At 35.1% G+C, this 14,072-nt stretch carries 14 protein-coding genes; 10 read left to right on the plus strand and 4 right to left on the minus strand.

Translation table 11 applies throughout. The features are described from left to right. Window positions 1-117: 117 nt before the first annotated feature. On the minus strand, window positions 118-672 hold the full coding sequence (locus WFK35_RS13120; RefSeq protein WP_336732968.1) for an RNA polymerase sigma factor: 555 nt from the start codon (window positions 670-672) through the stop codon (window positions 118-120). Between the two features lie 494 nt (window positions 673-1,166). On the opposite strand from WFK35_RS13120, the gene alaS reads away from it, so the two are divergent. The 10 genes from alaS (at window position 1,167) to WFK35_RS13170 (ending at window position 12,318) form a co-directional block, all read left to right on the plus strand. Next, the gene (gene alaS / locus WFK35_RS13125; RefSeq protein WP_336732969.1) at window positions 1,167-3,770 is read left to right on the plus strand and encodes an alanine--tRNA ligase; all 2,604 of its coding nucleotides are present in this window, start codon (window positions 1,167-1,169) and stop codon (window positions 3,768-3,770) included. 277 nt (window positions 3,771-4,047) lie between these two features. Then, window positions 4,048-4,287, plus strand: a complete 240-nt coding sequence (locus WFK35_RS13130) for a hypothetical protein (protein ID WP_336732970.1) — start codon at window positions 4,048-4,050, stop codon at window positions 4,285-4,287. Between the two features lie 180 nt (window positions 4,288-4,467). Beyond that, window positions 4,468-6,924 carry a DUF5686 family protein gene (locus WFK35_RS13135; RefSeq protein WP_336732971.1) on the plus strand — a complete coding sequence of 819 codons (2,457 nt, stop codon included), beginning with the start codon at window positions 4,468-4,470 and terminating at the stop codon, window positions 6,922-6,924. An 86-nt stretch (window positions 6,925-7,010) separates the two neighbouring features. Next, the gene (locus tag WFK35_RS13140) at window positions 7,011-7,763 is read left to right on the plus strand and encodes a hypothetical protein (RefSeq protein WP_235131334.1); all 753 of its coding nucleotides are present in this window, start codon (window positions 7,011-7,013) and stop codon (window positions 7,761-7,763) included. Then, window positions 7,763-8,443 (plus strand): hypothetical protein, encoded by a 681-nt coding sequence (locus WFK35_RS13145; protein WP_336732972.1) that lies wholly within the window; start codon window positions 7,763-7,765, stop codon window positions 8,441-8,443. The genes WFK35_RS13140 and WFK35_RS13145 overlap by 1 nt, the downstream gene beginning before the upstream one ends. Window positions 8,444-8,569: 126 nt before the next feature. Beyond that, the gene (locus tag WFK35_RS13150) at window positions 8,570-10,447 is read left to right on the plus strand and encodes a hypothetical protein (protein WP_336732973.1); all 1,878 of its coding nucleotides are present in this window, start codon (window positions 8,570-8,572) and stop codon (window positions 10,445-10,447) included. Window positions 10,448-10,573: 126 nt separating this feature from the next. Continuing rightward, a complete protein-coding gene (locus WFK35_RS13155) occupies window positions 10,574-10,768 on the plus strand; it encodes a hypothetical protein (RefSeq protein WP_336732974.1) in 195 nt (64 codons plus the stop codon). 29 nt (window positions 10,769-10,797) lie between these two features. Continuing rightward, window positions 10,798-11,034, plus strand: a complete 237-nt coding sequence (locus WFK35_RS13160; RefSeq protein WP_076392418.1) for a hypothetical protein — start codon at window positions 10,798-10,800, stop codon at window positions 11,032-11,034. A gap of 266 nt (window positions 11,035-11,300) precedes the next feature. After that, window positions 11,301-11,507 carry a hypothetical protein gene (locus WFK35_RS13165; RefSeq protein WP_336732975.1) on the plus strand — a complete coding sequence of 69 codons (207 nt, stop codon included), beginning with the start codon at window positions 11,301-11,303 and terminating at the stop codon, window positions 11,505-11,507. Between the two features lie 49 nt (window positions 11,508-11,556). Further along, entirely contained in the window at window positions 11,557-12,318 is a 762-nt protein-coding gene (locus WFK35_RS13170; protein WP_336732976.1) for a GLPGLI family protein, read from the plus strand. A gap of 62 nt (window positions 12,319-12,380) precedes the next feature. On the opposite strand, the gene WFK35_RS13175 is transcribed toward WFK35_RS13170, so the two are convergent. From WFK35_RS13175 to WFK35_RS13185, 3 genes are all read right to left on the minus strand, one after another. Continuing rightward, a complete protein-coding gene (locus WFK35_RS13175) occupies window positions 12,381-12,710 on the minus strand; it encodes a helix-turn-helix transcriptional regulator (protein WP_336732977.1) in 330 nt (109 codons plus the stop codon). Between the two features lie 89 nt (window positions 12,711-12,799). Next, a complete protein-coding gene (folP, locus tag WFK35_RS13180) occupies window positions 12,800-13,666 on the minus strand; it encodes a dihydropteroate synthase (RefSeq protein WP_336732978.1) in 867 nt (288 codons plus the stop codon). A gap of 29 nt (window positions 13,667-13,695) precedes the next feature. Next, a complete protein-coding gene (locus WFK35_RS13185; protein WP_336732979.1) occupies window positions 13,696-14,019 on the minus strand; it encodes a winged helix-turn-helix transcriptional regulator in 324 nt (107 codons plus the stop codon). Between the last annotated feature and the right edge of the window lie 53 nt (window positions 14,020-14,072).

The following is a 14,072-nucleotide window of genomic DNA, read 5'->3' on the forward strand; positions in this document are numbered from 1 at the left end:
TTTTCGATTCTCTTTTGAAGAAATGTTGCCTGCGTTTCTTTTTTCCATGAGCATGGTTGCTTCACTGCATGGTAAAAATAGGATATGGATTAGTTTTTTTAACATTTTAAAATCATTTTAAGACTTGGCATACCAGTTAAATTCCAGACATTCTCTCAGTTGCATTCTGCTTCTCTGCAGAATCTTCCAGAGATTAGTCGTAGAAATATTCAGTTCCTGACTTACTTCGGGTGCTTTTTTTTCTTGAAGATAATACATTTTCATCGGAAGTTTCCACCGAACCGGCAATTCTTCCAGACAATCCTCCAATGTTGTATTAAATTCTGTATCATCTAAAAGTTCTGTTCCTTTATTTTCAGCATTCCAGTCATTCAGCACATCGTCATTTTTCCACGATCCTGTTTCATCAAAAAAATGATCCAGTCTTATCTGTGGTTCCGATTTGTATTTTTTGCGGTAAAAATCGGCAACCTTTCGGTTTAGAATCGTCATTAACCACGTTAAAGGCTGACTTTTCCCTTCAAAAGATTCATATGACGAAAAAGCAGAGATAAAAACCTCCTGAACAATGTCTTCCGCCTCCACTCTATCCGACAACAGATAAACAGCTCTTCTCAGCAACTGCCCGGAATACTGATCGATCCAGTTCTTAATGATTTCATTTTTTGTCATTGACTTAAATTTATAAAAAAATCAGCACATTTTTACAGTTAAAAACGAATATAGAAAGTTAAATCATAAACTGCAAAGTTTTCATCAAACTTATCTGTACGTTGTATTTGTCATGCTGAAAGCATCTAAGCAATAATATCAAACACAAATGCCACAAATCCTAACACCAATAACAACGATTCTGATAAAATTCTATCTCGTGTTGCACAATTTAAATGCTTTCAGCATGACAAATGATGGTTTATATGGTAAATAGTGAAAATTATAATCGCGATCTAGCCCCGATTGCAATGAAAATCCCGCAGTGAAGCGGCGGAGCGAAGCGGAGCCGCGCAATGAGGAATTGCAATGGAAAGCGGGAAAAAGCTCCTGAAAATGTTTCAGATTATTATACAAATCTTAGCAAAAGTATCAAATATTTAAAACTAAATCACTCAAAAACATTAAATTTGCATCTTATCAAAATTGTAAAAAGCAAAGCAATATATAGTATTATGACATCACAAGAGATTCGTCAAAAATTTTTAGATTATTTTAAAAGTAAAGAACACCTTATCGTTCCTTCGGCTCCTATTGTGCTGAAAGACGATCCTACCCTTATGTTTTCCAACTCGGGAATGACGCAGTTTAAAGATTATTTTTTAGGTTATAAAGAGCCTAAAGCCCCAAGAATTGCCGATACGCAGAAATGTTTAAGAGTTTCCGGAAAGCACAATGATCTGGATGATGTAGGTAGAGATACCTATCACCACACCATGTTTGAAATGTTGGGGAACTGGTCTTTTGGTGATTATTTTAAAAAAGATGCTATTGCTTTTGCCTGGGAATTGCTGACAGAAGTGTACGGAATTCCTAAAGAAAATCTTTACGTAACCATTTTTGAAGGAGATACTTCCGAAAATCTGGAAAGAGATCAGCATGCTTATGATTTCTGGAAATCCCATATTTCTGAAGACAGAATCATCAACGGAAACAAAAAAGATAATTTCTGGGAAATGGGTGCAAGCGGACCTTGCGGACCGTGTTCTGAAATTCACGTTGACTTGAGAACTCCGGAAGAAAAAGCTAAAGTTTCCGGTCTTGAATTGGTGAACAATGACCATCCTCAAGTGGTGGAAGTCTGGAATCTCGTTTTTATGGAATTCAACAGAAAAGCTGATGGTTCTTTGGAAAAACTTCCTGCACAACATGTTGATACCGGAATGGGCTTCGAACGTCTTTGTATGGCGCTTCAGGGAAAATCCTCCAATTATGACACGGATGTTTTCACCCCTTTGATTGCTAAAGTGGAAGAACTTTCAGGGAAAAAATATACCGGAATTTTAAAAGATGAAAAGGATATTGCGATTCGTGTTGTGGTAGACCACATCAGAGCGGTTTCTTTTGCCATTGCAGACGGACAGCTTCCTTCAAGCGGAGGTGCAGGTTACGTTATCCGAAGAATTTTAAGAAGAGGAGTTTCCTATTCTTACAGATTCTTAGATATGAAAGAACCTTTCCTTTATAAATTGGTTGCCGTTCTTCAGGAACAAATGGGTAAATTCTTCCCTGAACTTGAAAAACAGGGAGCTTTGGTTACAGAAGTGATCAAAAGCGAGGAGGAATCTTTTCTTAATAAAATTGAAAACGGACTGATAAGAGTTGAAAAATTAATTCAGCAGACCATTGAAAGCAATTTGAAAGTGCTGCCAAGCGATGAAGTTTTCGAATTATATGATACTTACGGCTTTCCGAATGATTTGACGAGAATTATTGCTGAGGAAAAAGGCTTAACGATTGATGAAGCAGGTTTTGAAGCGAGAAAGAAAGAGCAACAGGATCGTTCAAGAGGCGGCGCTGAACAAAAAGTCCACGACTGGGTAATTCTTGAGGAAAAAGCAGAAAATTTTGTAGGTTACGACCAATTAGAATCTGAAACCTACATTACAAGATACCGAAAAATAGAAAATAAGGACGGAGAATTTTATCAGGTGGTTCTAAGTGAAACGCCTTTCTATCCGGATGGCGGCGGACAGGTTGGAGATAAAGGTCTTCTTGAAAATGCCACGGAAAGTTTTGAGGTTCTGGAAACCAAAAAAGAAAACGGACTGATTATTTCGTTAATTAACGGTCTTCCTAAAGATGCAGGAGCAGTTTTCTATGCTAAAGTAAATGCAGCGGAAAGAAAAAATTCTCAGGCAAACCATTCGGTAACGCACTTACTGCATGAAGCGCTAAGAGAAGTTCTTGGAACGCACGTGGAACAGAAAGGTTCTTACGTAGGTCCGGATTATCTGCGTTTCGACTTCTCCCATTTCAACAAAATGACGGAAGAAGAACTGGCTTTGGTAGAAAATAAAGTGAATGCTAAAATCAAAGAAAGTATTGCTTTGCAGGAGTTCAGAAGCATCCCGATTCAGGAGGCTTTAGACAAGGGAGCGATGGCTTTGTTTGGGGAAAAATACGGAGACAATGTAAGAATGATCCAGTTTGGAAGCTCAAAAGAGCTTTGCGGTGGAACTCACGTAAAAAACACCAGCGAGATCGGTCATTTTAAAATTCTTTCCGAAAGTTCTGCCGCAGCAGGAATCAGAAGAATTGAAGCGATCTCCGGAGACGAATCTGAAAAATATTTCAAAAACCTTGAAAAGCAGGTTGCTGAACTTTCTCAGTTGTTAAAATCCAAAGACATTATCCGTTCGATTGAAAAACTGATGGAAGAAAATGCTTCTTTAAAATCGGAAGTGGAAGCTTTCAAGAAAGAAAAAGCAAAAGGAGAGATCGGCGACTGGAAAAATGCTTACGAACAAAAAGGAGACAAACAGCTTTTGGTAAAGAAAACATCTCTTGATGCAGGTTCTGTAAAAGATATCGTATTCCAGTTGAAGAGAGAAATCCCGACTTCCGTAACGGTAATTCTTTCTGATGCGGACGGAAAACCAATGATTACGGTGGGTGTTTCAGATGATCTGGCTGCAAATTATCAGGCAGGAGCTATCGTAAAAGATTTAGCGAAAGAAATCCAAGGCGGCGGCGGCGGAAATCCGGGCTTTGCAACAGCAGGAGGAAAAAACCTTGATGGGTTAGAAAATGCTTATCAGAAGGCTTTAGCGCTTTAATTAAAATATGGTTTTGAATTCGGCGGCGAAGCCGCCGAATTCCCAAAAAATATCCTGAAAAATTTTTCAGGATATTTTTTTATTCCATTTTGGAACGATTCATGATAAGACAATAAAAGACAGACTTAATTTTATCTGAAATACAATTCTGAATGAAATATAAAATTAAAATACAATGCATTGTCATTGCATTCATAAAAAATCACACAGAAAACCGATTATTATTAAAAATAACACATTTACACATATTAATATAAACTACAAAAAAATTTACATTATGAAACGAACACATTTTATTTCAAAAATTCAGATTGCTGCACTTACATTAATGACCAGTTTTTCCGTACTTTGGGCAAATGCACAGGAAAAAGCATCCGATCTGAAAGTTGATGTTAACGTAAACAAAGGAGACAGCTCGGCTGACTGGATGTCCAATCCGATTGTTTGGGTTGCAGGAGCACTTATATTAATTCTTATCGTTGCTTTGGCAGCACGAGGAGGCGGAAGTAAAGCTTAATAACGTGATTTCTATTTATCATTATTGAAACAAGATAATATAAGAGGCTGTCCTAATTTTGGGGCAGCCTTAATTTTGCTGATTTAGAAATGTGTTTTTATTTTAACAAAAGATTATATTTTTTCGTACCGTTTTGTAACCTTCTTATTTTTAGTTTTGTCTTATCTATAAAAAAGACTAATGACAAAATATCTATCTTCCCTGTTTTTGTTTGTTTCGGTAGTGTTTTTCGCACAAAATCAGCTGAAAGTAATCAGTAAAACGGACAAAAAACCTGTTCACAATGCAGCAGTTTACTGTGATGACGCACTTCTTGGGAAAACCGATTTTAACGGCAATTTATCTTTTAAAACAAAATGTAAAAAGGTAGAAATTCTTGCCAGCAATTTTCAGGATGTGATGGCGGATGTAAAACCTTCTATGGAAGTTTCTATGCAGCCTTTATCTGAAAAAATGGGAAATATCGATAAAATCGTTATTCAGGATAAAAGTGATCCGAGAGCTTTGAGAATTTTGGATGAAGTGAATAAAAGAGCCAAGGAAAATTCACCCAAATCATTGGACTCCTACAATTTCAAATCGTATTCCAAGTTTTCTATTGATGTAGATAAAGATTCTGTAGATACGTATAAAAACTTTTTGGCGGTACGAAAAGATTCGCTTTCAAAGGTGGACAAAAAAGATCTTAAGCAAACGGAAAAAGAGAAAAAAGATTCTTTGATCGGAGAAGATCTTATTCAGGCAACCACCGAAAGCCAGCTGTTTCTTTGGGAAAAAGCAACAGAATACAAATATTCTAAAAGTTTCGGAGAAAAAACCAATATCATTGATAACAGAATGTCGGGATTCAAAAATCCGATTTACGAAGCTTTAGCCATTAATATTTCTAATCTTGACAGAACACCAAGACAGCTTAGACCGGAGAACAGAAAATTATTTAATTTTTATCTTTCTGATACTTTACAGCTTGACGGAAGAAAAACTTTTGTGATTAAATTCAAGGAAATCACCGATAAAAAGAAGCAGAATCCGAGAAAATTCAACGGGAAAATCTATATTGATTCGGAAACCTATGCTTTGAAAAAATTTGAAAGCCAGAGTAAAAAGCAGAATGAAGGAGATATTGTTTCTGTCTGGAAGCCTATCGATGGAAAGTGGTTTTTAGACTATGAAAACATCAAAGTAAAAATGGGAAGCCAGAGCTTTGAGACTTCGAAAAAAGACAGTCTGAAATCCGGAGAAAAGACAAAGTACAACAAAAAGAATTTCGGAAATTACCTGTATGTGAAAAACCGTTTCTTCGGTTTTGAAATTAATAAAGAACAAAAAGCATCCGACTTCAAAGGGTATTCTCTTGAAATGAAAAACTCGGACGGAAGTCTTCTTTCCCAGTATAGAACGGACAGTCTTACGGCAAGAGAAAGTGCAACCTATACCAAAATAGACAGTTTTGTGGAAAAGCATGATTTTGAGAAAAAGCTGAACACTTTAACCCAGCTTTTAAGAGGAAATCTACGGTATAAATTCATCGATTTCGATCTTACAAAGTTCTTCAGTTACGATAAATACCAAGGTCTTCGTCTGGGAGCAGGAATCAAGCTGAATGAAAAATTCAACAAAACATTTTCACCGGACGGCTATTTCGGGTACGGATTTAAAGATCATACGTGGAAATATGGTTTGGGTCTTGATGTAAAATTATCAGATAAAAGAACTTCCGTTTTCAGGATCGATTATGTGGATGATGTATTCGCAGCCGGAAGATTCAGTAGTCATATGTGGGACATGATGATGAAATTTTCAGACATCAATCTGGATCTTCACAACTCAACTTTTTACAAAAACCAGAAATGGGGCGCTTCTTTCCTTTATGATATTTCGAATTCTTTAAGTGTGAAAATTGCGGTGAATAAAGAGAAGCAACAGGCTCTTTTTGATTATCAGTACAAAAATCTGGGCAACAGTTTCGACAATACAAGCGCTACTTTATCCTTAAAATTCTCACCAAATGATAAAAACATTATGACGCCGAGCGGAAAATTCACTTATGAAAAAGGATATCCCCAAATCTTCATGAATTACGAAAAAGGATTCAAAACTTTAGGAGGAGATCTGGATTATCACAGAGTGGATGCATTAATTATTCATCAGTTCAGATCAAAATTAGGATACACGAACGTTAAACTTTTCGGAGGATTTTCTTCAGGCAATGCACCGATCTGGAAAAACTTTGAAATCGCCGGACAAACTGATGCAGACAGAGACAAATGGACTTCAAGCATTACCACACCTTCCAATCTGGGATTTGCAACCATGCCTTCCGGAATTTTCTTTACCGATAAATTTGCAGCCTTCAAAGTATCCCAGTCTCTTCCTTTCAGGTTTAAAACTTTCGGATCAAGATATTCCAGTATCGAACTCGAATATCAGGCGGCGATCGGAAACATGAAAAACAGGCAGGATCATCAGTTTCAGTTTCAGGTGCTGGATCATTATTATCAGGAAGCCGGAGTTATCTGGAACCGTTTCTTAGGAAGAAATTTTGGGGTAGGATTTTCTTACCGTTTAGGATATTATCAGACCTCAGAATTTAAAGATAATTTTGCTGTTAAGTTCAGATTTAATCTGTTAAACTAAACGCTAATTCAGAAATCATAACAAGAAAAATAAGAACAGAAGCTTTCGGGTTTCTGTTTTTTTATTATCTTTCCGGAAAAATAATCATGAAGCACTTATTTATTGCCTGTTTCACAGCAATAGTACTGACAGCCTGTCAATCTAAAAATGACAAAATCAATGACTTTGTAAATATGTATAACAGATCATCCTCCATGATGAACAGTTATATGATAAAATCTACAAAAGCCACCAATTCCGGAAAAGACGAAATCACGATAGAAGTAAATACAGCAAGTAACGGAGAAGACGAAATGCAGACAGAACTTATAAAGTCTTCCCTTCCCGAACTTTTAGGACAGGTGATTAAAAGTCAGCCCGAAGGAAAAGAGCTGCTTGATAAAGGCGTAAAATTCAACATCAAAATTTACGGAGCCGGAGCAAGAGTTATTGCAGATGAGGTCATAGACAGTAAAACCATTAAAGGAGATATCTCGAAGGATATCCAATCTATTGCAGACGGAAATTCCGGATCTTCCGAACTTAATACGGTACTGGAAGTTTTCAATAAAAATCTTCCTTCCGAAGACAAAGCAACCGGAATTAAAATCATGAGCATTAAAGCAGACGAAGAAAATAATATTGTTTATACAGCACAGGTTCCTACCGAGATTAAAGAAATGCTTGCCATTGAAGGATCTGAACAGATCCTGAAAGATGAAATGCTGAGATCGCCACAGGTTCAGCAGATTTTCTCAAAGACAGGCGCTTTAGGCGTAAAAAATCTGAAATACCGTTACACCGATACCAATGGTAAAACTTTAAAAGAAATTACAATCACTAAAGCAGACATCAAATAATGGATAACCGACCGGTTTGGAAAACCGTTTTAAGTGTGGCTGTCTGTTTAATTGCCGTCATAAGACTTGCCATTACCTGCAGTAAATCTTCAAGATCATCAGATTACGATAATACTTTCCGAAATGCTAATGCTTTATACGAACAGAACAGCTATAATGCTGCAGGTTACAGATCTGTAAGAGATAAAAGCCTTTCTAATGATCTTCTGTATGAAGATTATGACAGCATCAGCAAAATGAATAGCTCTCAAAAAGAAGCGATGAGCGTTAGAAAAGTACAGAGAGATACTCTGGTTCCGATTACTGTTAACTCTAAGATCAATGTTGAAGCCGGCAGTTTTGTTCAGAAAAACTATGACGATTCTCTGAAGATTGCGATCAAGTTTCCGGACAACACTACTCTTTTCATGCACAGTTACATCTCAAAAGAGGATATGGTAGAAAATTTGAAGGCAATAAAAAAGAAGAAAGGAATAGAAAATGTGGATATTATGATGGACGAGCCGGATTCTAAATTCATAAGCTATACCTACAAATCCTCAGGCAAAAAATACAATGGTTGCGCATTGCTGGCAAGAGAACAGGATCTGTTCACTTCGCTGGAGTTTGAAAATGACAAAATTTCGAAAAAAGATCTCCAGAAAAAAGCTGCCGAATATATACTACAGGTTGCGAAATAAAAAATTCCCGATTGTTTCGGGAGTTTTATTTTTTCTGAAAGATATTTCCAATCAATAACCACATTAATATCAATTAACAAAACTTTTGCGGGACAATAAATATTAGTAATTTTGGCAAGGTTTTCTATGAAAAGGATTTTACTGTTTCTATGTTTTTCAATCTGTATTTTTGGTTTTTCACAATCGAAAGTTACTTCTATTGAAACTGTTATCATAGAAGACAAGAGTGATCCCAAAGCATTGGAAATCCTCAATAAAGTGAACCAGTACTTCCATGAAAACTCTCCGAAAACACTGGATTCCTATTATTATAAATCTTACGAAAAAATTTCTCTGGACATCGACGAAGATAGCATTGCACAGTACAATAAGTTCTTCGAAGAAACCGGAATGTTCAAAAAAAGGAGAGAAAAAGATTCATTAAACAACATTACTGCACGAAAAATTTTCTCAAAAAGCAAACTGTTTCTCTGGGAAAGAGCTCAGGAATTTCTGTATTCTAAAAAATACGGTGAGAAGATCAATATTCTGGATAACAGAATTTCCGGTCTTAAACAGCCCATCTATGAAATGATTTCGCTTCAGCAGAGCAACAGAGACAAAATTCCGGATCAGGTGAAAAAAGAAAACCGCGGACTTTACAGGTTCTTTCTCACAGATACGATTGAAATCGACGGAAGAAAAAATTTCGTTATCCGTTTCAGGGAAGTGAATTACAAAAAGCCCGATAAAAAAAGGAAATACAACGGAGCCATTTATGTGGACACCGAAACATACGGCGTAAAAAAAATTGAAAATTTCAGCAAAAATAAAAACGACGGCATTATTACCAGTTCGTGGATTTTCTTCAACAACAAATGGTTTCTGGCATACGAAACCGTAAAGCTGAAGATGAGCAATATGCAGATGGAAAACGAAAATTCCGAGCAAAAAATTGACAGAAAAAGCAAAAAGACCTTCGGAACTTATGCGTTTCTCACGTCGAGATATTTTGATTATCGTTCCCCTGCGGAAAATAATCAGAATGATTTTAAAGGATATACTTTTTCCGTAAAAAATATTGATGGAAAAACCTTAGACCAATACAGAACCGATCCTCTTACCGAAAGGGAAAGAAATACGTATAAAACCATTGACAGTCTTGGGAAAATTTACAACATCGATCAAAAAGCAAGGGTTTTGGGCGGTCTTTTTCTTAACGGACAGATTAAAGTGGGTGTCGTTGATTTTGCAGTGGATGAGATCGTGAATTATAATCTTTATGAAGGCTTCAGAGTTGGGTTAAAAGCAAAACTTAATGAAAATTTCAATCCGTATTTTTCTCCGGATTACATTTTTGCCTACGGTTTTAAAGATGATAAATGGAAATACAGAATCGGGCTCGACATCAAAACAACACTGGAAAAAGATTCTTATTTCCGGTTGGATTATTACGATGATGTGACGGCTTCCGGCGAGTTCTACAGAAGACTCTGGAGCTTTAAAATGAGGACGGCAAACTATGGAAATAACCTCAATAACGACCGTTATTACCGTTATAAAGGTGCATCTGTTTCTTATCTGAATGATGTTACCAACGGATTAACCTTGGTTTTTGCTGCACGCAGAAATCTGGAAGAAGCAATGTTTGATTATTCTTTCCGCGGAAGAGGTCCGTCTTTTGATAATTTTAACACCTTATTTACGCTAAAATACTCGCCCAATTCTACAAATATTATGACGCCGCAGGGAAAATCGCTGATCGATCAGAAATATCCCGAAGTGTACTTTAATTATGAACAGAGCTACAAAATTTTTGGCGGAGATTTCGATTATACCCGGTTTGATGCACTTTTGGTTCATAATTTCAAAACAATGTTTGGAACCACCGGTTTCAGACTGTATGGCGGAATGGTTTTCGGAGAGGCTCCAATCTGGAAAAATTTTACAATGAATGGTCTTGCTTCTTCAAGGAAAGATTTTAATTTTAACTTAACTTCCTTCTTAGGATTTGCTACTCTGTAAGGCGGTAAATATTACAATGACCATTTTATTGCCTATTATTTTACACACAAAATTCCTTGGTATTTTAAAAGTTTCGGGCAGAATATTTCAAGTTTTGACTTTGTTTTAAGAGGAACAACGGGAAATATGAGGCATCCTGATTACCATCAGTTCAGATTCCGTCCTTTGAATCATTTATATCAGGAAGTCGGTCTGGAATGGAATAATTTTCTTTCAACCTACTTTAATCTGGGATTATTTTACAGAGTAGGATATTATACTACTCCTAATTTTAAACAAAACTTTGCGATTCAGTTTAAATTAAAGATTCTGGATTTTTAAAAAATGAAACAGCTAAAAATAAAAGATAAATGCAGAAAATCGAAATAAAAGCAGATCAGTTTTTTGAATTACTGAAATTAAAAGATACTTCAATGTGGGAAATTTTTACCCAAATGATTGACGGAAACGAAAAGGAAATTATTTTTCTGGATAACGAAGATAAAATCCTTTTTAATTATATCCTTCCTTCCACACCGGAGAAAATGGAGGAAGACCGAAAAGAATTTTCAAAACAGTTTGCAGATAAGCTTGCGAATCTGAATTAAAACTGAGTTTTTACTCAGTTTTTTATTTAATTATTGGTAAAACAATATCCAAATCATGTAAAAAAAATAAAAAATATTCACCATATAATGATTTTTAATTTCAATTTTCAAACAATAACTAAAAATTAATTAATAAATTGATTTACAAAATATTAAATCAATTAAAAGTAACGAAAATTCAACAAAATTTGTGTAATTTTCTATACTGAAATTTTTAAACTGGCTTTTTATGTTTGTAGAAGTTTAATCAACTAAATTTTTTACACATGAAAAAGAAAATTTTATTTTGTGCCATGATGGGAATTTCAGTTATGGCATTTGCGAGAGTTCAGGCAGTTTGGACTTCTACTTGTGGAGTGAAGCATTACACATCATTTCCAGATAGCTGGACTTATAATCAAATGGCTAACTGGATTGAAAGTATGAACTACAATGAATGTGGAACAGAAGTAAATGTAACAATTCATCCTTAATCTGAAAGCAAGCAGATAGTTCTAACTATCTGCTTTAATTAAATTATTTATGAAAAATTTTTTTTGCGCTTTATTAGTTTGCATTTATATTTTTGCACATGCTCAAAAGATAGAATTTGAGCCAACTATAAAAGTCACGTACAATACAAATTTAAATCTCGGAGAAAAAAATTTAAAGAATAAAGATTTTATTTTGGTTGGAAATTCGCGAGATTATTATTTTGCTATTGACAATATTTATCGTTATGATTCCGGAAATTATACTTCTTCAGGAGGAATTGATACTAGAAAAAACAGTATTATATTTAATGATAGAGTATTAAAGATTAATAATAAAACTACGGTTTTCACGATTGCAGTCGATTCAAAAATACGCTATGAAGAATCTGAGCCTTTACAATGGGTTTTGTATAGTGATACAAAAACAATCAATGGGATAAAATGTCAAATGGCTGCAACAAACAGATTTGGAAGAAGATGGATTGCTTATTTTTCTAAAGAATATCCTCAATCTCTGGGTCCGTATAAATTCAATGGATTACCGGGATTAATTTTTGAACTGTATGACACAAGAGACGATTATCACTTTACCGCAACAAAAATTGAAAAAAATTCGGATGAGTTTGAGTTTAATCTTTCTTCATTTAAACTGATGAACAAAAAAAATTATTTGCAGTCTAAATACAATATGGAGTTTACCGTTGCGGCTTTTCCAGATATGGATGAAGAAATGAGAAAACAAACGCAGGAAATGCTGGACAAAAAGAAAAAGCTATTCAATAATCCTTTAGAATTAAAACCTTTTGAATAAAAGTTTTAATTCTAAACTAAATATTATAACAAAAAAGCTGTCTCGAAAATGAGACAGCCTTTCTATTTTTTAAGACTTTTAATAAGTTCCTGAATTTGTTCGCTTAATTTTTCGGCAAGATCTTTATCTGAAAGATTGATAATAATTCCATGTTGACCACCAGTTGAATAATCATTATTCACTCCTACAATATTTGTAGATGTTTCGAATAAATCTTCAATCTTTACTCCAAAAATTTCTGCAAGTTTAGGGATATAGCCTGATTTTACTTCTGTCGTTTCATTTTCCCAATTAATATAAGTAAGTCTGTCGACATTCAGCATATCTGCAATATCCTGTTGAGAATATTTTGTTTTGCTTCGCAATTTTTTCAGATTGGTTCCTACGCTCATATTTTTGTTTTACACAAATTTATATATTTGTTTTGAAAGCTGGGAAAAAAGCATATATATTATTGCAGAAAATTCTAAAACTATTTATCCTACCACCCAAAAACGCCATCACTTTTACCTTGAAACACATTAATTGTTTTTTTCGCTGCTGCCACATCATGAACTCTCAAAATCTTCGCACCCTGCTTCAAAACTTTCAGATGCAATTTCTGAGTTTCTTCATTAATGTCCAATGGAGATTTTCCTAAAGGTTTGTAAATGAAAGATTTTCTCGAAACACCGATCAGTAAAGGAAATTTTCCAAATCCTAAATATTGTACTTCGTCAGTCATTTTCATTTGATCTTCCACCGTTTTACCAAACCCGAAACCGGGATCAAGGATAAGATCTTTTACTCCTGACTTGAGCAATTCTGCCGTTTTCTCTGAAAAATATCGGTTTTCTGAAAGAATAATATCTTCAAATATTATTTTATCATGCATCGTTTCATACGTAGGATTTACATGCATCAGAATATACGGAAGTTTTGTTTTCGCCGCAGTTTCAAACATTTTATCATCATACTGACCGCCGGAAATATCGTTAATCAGATCAATGCCTTCGTTGAAACCAAACTTTACGGTTTCCGAGTAAAACGTATCCAGAGAGATCAAAGCTTCCGGAAATTCTTTTTTAATTAGAGAAATGACATTTCCGATTCGTCGGATTTCCTCTTCAGAAGTCAGAAATTCTGCATTCGGTCTTGTGGATTGTGGTCCGATGTCGATTATTTCCGCTCCTTCTCTCAACATTTTTTCGGTCTGTTCCAAAGCTGATTTCTCACTGTTAAATTTTCCGCCGTCTGAAAAAGAATCCGGAGTGAGATTGAGAATTCCCATGATTTTCGGAGCCGACAAATCTACGATTCTTCCGTTGCAGTTTATTGAATGATAATTATTTGATGGTAAATATGCCATAATAAATGTAAGGTAAATAAAGATAGAGTTTAAACCGTAAGAAACTGATTTCCCCAGTTTTTCATTTCAACTAAAACACTTTTCAGGGCTTTGCCTTTCTCTGTAAGTGAATATTCAACCTTAGGAGGAACTTCTGCATAAACTTTTCGCAAGACGATCCCGTTTTCTTCAAGCTGTTTCAGTTCTTTTACAAGCATTCGGGTATTTATTCCTTCAATTTTTCTTTCCAGTTCTTTAAAGCGACTCGTTTCTTTCATGAGCGCAAAAATAATTGGCAAAGACCATTTTCCACCCAGAACTTCCGCCGTTCTTGTAATAGGACAATCTGTAAATTTAATTTTTTTTTCGTTCATAACCGCTGAATACCAATAATACATTACTTTTTGTTACTACTTCACATTTTGAT

This window comes from Chryseobacterium sp. VD8 (genome assembly GCF_037149975.1).
Lineage (GTDB): Bacteria > Bacteroidota > Bacteroidia > Flavobacteriales > Weeksellaceae > Chryseobacterium > Chryseobacterium indicum.

Excerpts from the sequence above, each read along its gene's own strand:
- WFK35_RS13120 (WP_336732968.1), bottom strand. The coding sequence starts at position 672 with ATGACAAAAAATGAAATCATTAAGAACTGGATCGATCAGTATTCCGGG.
- alaS (WP_336732969.1), top strand. The coding sequence starts at position 1,167 with ATGACATCACAAGAGATTCGTCAAAAATTTTTAGATTATTTTAAAAGT.
- WFK35_RS13130 (WP_336732970.1), top strand. The coding sequence starts at position 4,048 with ATGAAACGAACACATTTTATTTCAAAAATTCAGATTGCTGCACTTACA.
- WFK35_RS13135 (WP_336732971.1), top strand. The coding sequence starts at position 4,468 with ATGACAAAATATCTATCTTCCCTGTTTTTGTTTGTTTCGGTAGTGTTT.
- WFK35_RS13140 (WP_235131334.1), top strand. The coding sequence starts at position 7,011 with ATGAAGCACTTATTTATTGCCTGTTTCACAGCAATAGTACTGACAGCC.
- WFK35_RS13145 (WP_336732972.1), top strand. The coding sequence starts at position 7,763 with ATGGATAACCGACCGGTTTGGAAAACCGTTTTAAGTGTGGCTGTCTGT.
- WFK35_RS13150 (WP_336732973.1), top strand. The coding sequence starts at position 8,570 with ATGAAAAGGATTTTACTGTTTCTATGTTTTTCAATCTGTATTTTTGGT.
- WFK35_RS13155 (WP_336732974.1), top strand. The coding sequence starts at position 10,574 with ATGAGGCATCCTGATTACCATCAGTTCAGATTCCGTCCTTTGAATCAT.
- WFK35_RS13160 (WP_076392418.1), top strand. The coding sequence starts at position 10,798 with ATGCAGAAAATCGAAATAAAAGCAGATCAGTTTTTTGAATTACTGAAA.
- WFK35_RS13165 (WP_336732975.1), top strand. The coding sequence starts at position 11,301 with ATGAAAAAGAAAATTTTATTTTGTGCCATGATGGGAATTTCAGTTATG.
- WFK35_RS13170 (WP_336732976.1), top strand. The coding sequence starts at position 11,557 with ATGAAAAATTTTTTTTGCGCTTTATTAGTTTGCATTTATATTTTTGCA.
- WFK35_RS13175 (WP_336732977.1), bottom strand. The coding sequence starts at position 12,710 with ATGAGCGTAGGAACCAATCTGAAAAAATTGCGAAGCAAAACAAAATAT.
- folP (WP_336732978.1), bottom strand. The coding sequence starts at position 13,666 with ATGGCATATTTACCATCAAATAATTATCATTCAATAAACTGCAACGGA.
- WFK35_RS13185 (WP_336732979.1), bottom strand. The coding sequence starts at position 14,019 with ATGAACGAAAAAAAAATTAAATTTACAGATTGTCCTATTACAAGAACG.